This is a genomic window from Streptomyces solincola, from assembly GCF_002982015.1.
Taxonomy (GTDB): domain Bacteria; phylum Actinomycetota; class Actinomycetes; order Streptomycetales; family Streptomycetaceae; genus Streptomyces; species Streptomyces solincola.
Window position 1 is genome coordinate 1 of sequence record NZ_PVLV01000440.1, and the last position, 3462, is coordinate 3462.

3 protein-coding genes are annotated in these 3462 nt (G+C 79.9%); all 3 read left to right on the top strand.

Features of this window, described 5'->3' with window-relative positions; all coding sequences use genetic code 11:
- On the top strand, positions 1–766 hold a 766-nt coding region (locus tag C6N75_RS24070), incomplete at its 5' end, for a CocE/NonD family hydrolase C-terminal non-catalytic domain-containing protein (RefSeq protein WP_322888074.1).
- Positions 763–2148: a YcaO-like family protein gene (locus C6N75_RS24075; protein WP_105870997.1), complete on the top strand. Its 1386-nt coding sequence runs from the start codon at positions 763–765 to the stop codon at positions 2146–2148. The genes C6N75_RS24070 and C6N75_RS24075, both read left to right, overlap by 4 nt.
- Positions 2149–2165: 17 nt before the next feature.
- Positions 2166–3462 (top strand): nitroreductase family protein (locus C6N75_RS24080; RefSeq protein ID WP_105870998.1); only part of this gene is annotated, 1297 nt, incomplete at its 3' end.

Genomic DNA, 3462 nt, shown 5'->3' on the forward strand with positions numbered 1-3462 from the left:
GGCGGGGACGGGCGGTGGTGCGGCGGGATCGGGCGCGGGCACCCCCGGACCGGGCGGTGGTGCGGTGAGGCCCGGCCCGGGTACGACCGGGCAGCGCGGGGGCTCGGCGGGGGCGGACGAGGGCGCGGCGGAACCGGCGGTCATGCTGGGGCGCGGTGTCGGTGGGCCGCCTGGCTCCGGCGGCCTGCTCGCGCGCGAGGCGGGCCTCACCCTCCCGTTCGGCGCCTCCAGCGGGCTGAGGCTGCTGCACGGCGCGGAGTTCACCGCCGACCCCGACCGGCCGGTCCGCTCCGACGACCTCGCCGTCCCGCTGGACGGCCCGCCCGACCGCTGCGTCCTGCTCACGCCCCCGCTGCCGCGCCCGCTCGACCTGGTCGGCCCGGCCCGCGCACGGATCACCGCGGTCGCCGACACGCCCGCCGCGGACTGGGCGGTACGGGTGACCGTGCTCGCCCCCGACGGGCGGGCCCGGCCGCTCGCCTTCGGCATCGTCCGACGCGCCGACCCGCCCGGCCGGCCGGCCGGCGTCACCGTCCCGCTGGGGTTCCTCGGCGACCGGCTGCCCGCGGGCGCCCGGCTGCGCGTGGAGATCGCCGGACACCACTTCCCCGCCCACGCCCGCAATCCGCACACCGGCGAGGACCCGGTGACCGCGACCCGTCTCACCCGCTCCGCCCGCACCGTCCACACCCGGGGCAGCGCCCTGCACCTGCCCGCCACCGCCCGGCGCCGCTACGCCGAGCCCGTACCGGAGACCTGCCGATGACCACCGAGACCCCACCCCTGACGACCCTGCCGATCGAGGCGCTCGTCGACCCCGTCTGCGGCCTGGTCCGAGACGTGCAGCCGGTCGAGCACCCGGTGGGCGCACCGCCCCGCTACACCGCCATGACCGCGCACGTCGCCGACGCCCGGCGGCTCGGCGCCTGGCCCGCCGACCGGGTCTCGCTCGGCACCACCTTCGGCGACCCGGAAGGCGCGCGGATCGCCGCCGTCGCCGAGGCCGTGGAGCGCTACTGCGGCAACCGGGTGCCGCCCGAGGGCCACCCCGACGCGCCCCGCCGCGCCACCGCCGCCGAACTGGCCGCCGAGGGCCGCCGGCTCTACGGGCCCGGCGACCTCCCCTCGTACGCCTCCTGGCAGCACGAGCGCCCCGGCTTCCCCTACGGCCGACTCGGCCCGGACACCGAGGCGTTGTGGACCAGGGGAGTGGAGGACGGCCGGGAGTGCTGGGCGCCGGTCGCGCTCACCCATCTCAACTGGCGTCAGGGCGAGCTGCGTTCCCTGCCGCGCACCCACCACCTCAACTACGCCGGGATAGCCACCGGCCAGGGCCTGGCGGACGCGGTCGAGCGCGGGCTGCTCGAAGTGGTCGAGCGGGACGCGCTGGAGCTGTGGTGGCACCTGGACGGACCCGCCCGCGGCATCGACCCGGCCAGTGTCCCCGGCCTCGCCGACGATCTGGCGGGCTGCGGGCTGGACGTCCACCTCGTGCAGATGCCGTCCGAGTTCGCCCCGTGCGTCGCGGCGCTGGTGTACGACGCGGCGCGCGGCATCCGCGCGGCGGGCTTCGCCTGCCGGTACGACCCGGCCGACGCGGCCCGCAAGGCCGTGCTGGAGGCCGTGCACACCTGGGTGTTCACCCAGGGCGCGGTGGACGCCGACGGCTGGGTCCACCGGGCCGTCGACGCCGGTCTCTTCGCCCGCGGCCTCTACCTCGACCACCGGCCCGACCGGCGCTACCTGGACGCCTGCGGGGAGGACTTCGCCTCGGTGCGCGACCTCGGCGCGCATGTGCAGGTATGGCTGGACGAGCGGATGGCCCCGCTGGCCCGCCGGTTCACCGAGCCCGCACTCGGCACCGTCCCGGTCGGCGCGGTCCCGCGCGGCGACCGGGCCGCGCTGGACGCGGCGCTCGCCGCCGGCGGCCACCGGGTGATCACCTTCGACCTCACCACCGAGGACGTCGCCGAGACGCCGCTGCGGGTCGCCCGCGTCCTGGTCTCCGGGCTGGTGCCCAACGCCCCGGCCGCGTTCGGCTACTTCGGCTGCCCGCGGTTCGGCGAGGCCGCCGTCGCCCGGGGCTGGCGCACCCGCCGCCCGGACCGGCCGGCCGACTTCACCCTCGCCCCGCCCCCGCACATGTGAAGGGCGTCCGACCAGCCATGAGCCACCCGCCCACGCCCTCGCCGGACACGGCCCTGCGGCACGCCCTGGCGTCCGCCCGCTCGACCCGCGTCCCGGCGGCGGCCGCCCCCGCCCCGGCGGCCCCGGTCACCTGGACCGGGCCGCCGTGGGCCCTGCGCCGCCCGTCCGCTGCCCACCGCGCCCGGGTCGACCTCGACCACCTGCTGGCGCTGTCCCTCGCCGCGCCGTCCGGAAGCGCCGGCCGGCTGCGCCCCGTCCCCTCGGCGGGCGCGCTGCACCCGGTCCGACCCCACCTCCTCGTGGCGGAGGGCTGCACCCTGCCGCCCGGCCGGTACGCCTACGACGCGACCGCCCACCGCGCGCACCTCAGGGGCCCGGCCCCGGCCGGCGCGCCCCCGGGGGCCACCGTCGTGCTCACCGTCACCGCCGGGCCCACCGTCGCCCACTACGGCCACCGAGGCTGGCCGCTGCTCCTGCTGGACGCCGGCCACGCCGCCGCCGCGCTCGCCCTGGCAGCCCGCGGCGGGGCGTACCTCGCCCTGGACGCCGACGGCGGGCTGCTCGCGGCCGCGGCCGGACTGCCCAGCACCGGTACACCGCCGGAGCAGCCGCTCGCCGCAGTCCACCTCCCGCCCGGCGGCCGGGCACTGCCAGGCGACCCGCTCTCCGGCTGGGCCGCGCAGCCCGCCCCCGACGGCCCGGTGCCACCGGGGCCGGCGTCGCCGTCCGCGGCGCTCACCGCGGCACGGAAGCTGCTGGTGTCCCTGGCGGCCGGCGGACCGACCCGCGCCACCTGGCACCGCGCACCGACGCTCGGGGCCGTCACCGACCGGGTGCTCCAGGAGCGCCGCAGCGCCGAACCGGCCGAGCTGGCCCGGAGCGTCCCCGGCGACCTGCTGGCCCGCGTCCTCGCCACGGCGGCGAACGGTCCGCCGGGCGGACCGGACTGGTGCGCGGCCGTCGGCGGTTCCCGCCCTGCGATCCTCGCCCCCGCGCAGACGGACCGTGCGGGGTTGCGGGTCCTCGCCACCGGGGACGCCCGCCCGACCCTCGCGCACTGGGCGGCCGGCCAGCGCTGGCTCGCCGACGCGGGCGCGGTGCTGGTCGCCCGCGGCTGCCCCTCCGACGCACCGGGCCCCCGGATCCGGCTCGACCACCTGGCCGCGGGCTGCGCCGCCGGGCTGGCCCACGCGCAGGCCGCCGCCCTCGGGCTGCCGTCCCGCCCGGTCGGCTCCTGGCAGCGGGCCGACCTCGGCGCGGCCCTCGGCGACCCCGACGGCCGCGACTGGATCGTCCACGGCCTGGCCCTCGGCG

Bases quoted from the DNA above. Each gene is read 5' to 3' on its own strand.
- C6N75_RS24075 (WP_105870997.1), top strand. From the start codon at position 763: ATGACCACCGAGACCCCACCCCTGACGACCCTGCCGATCGAGGCGCTC.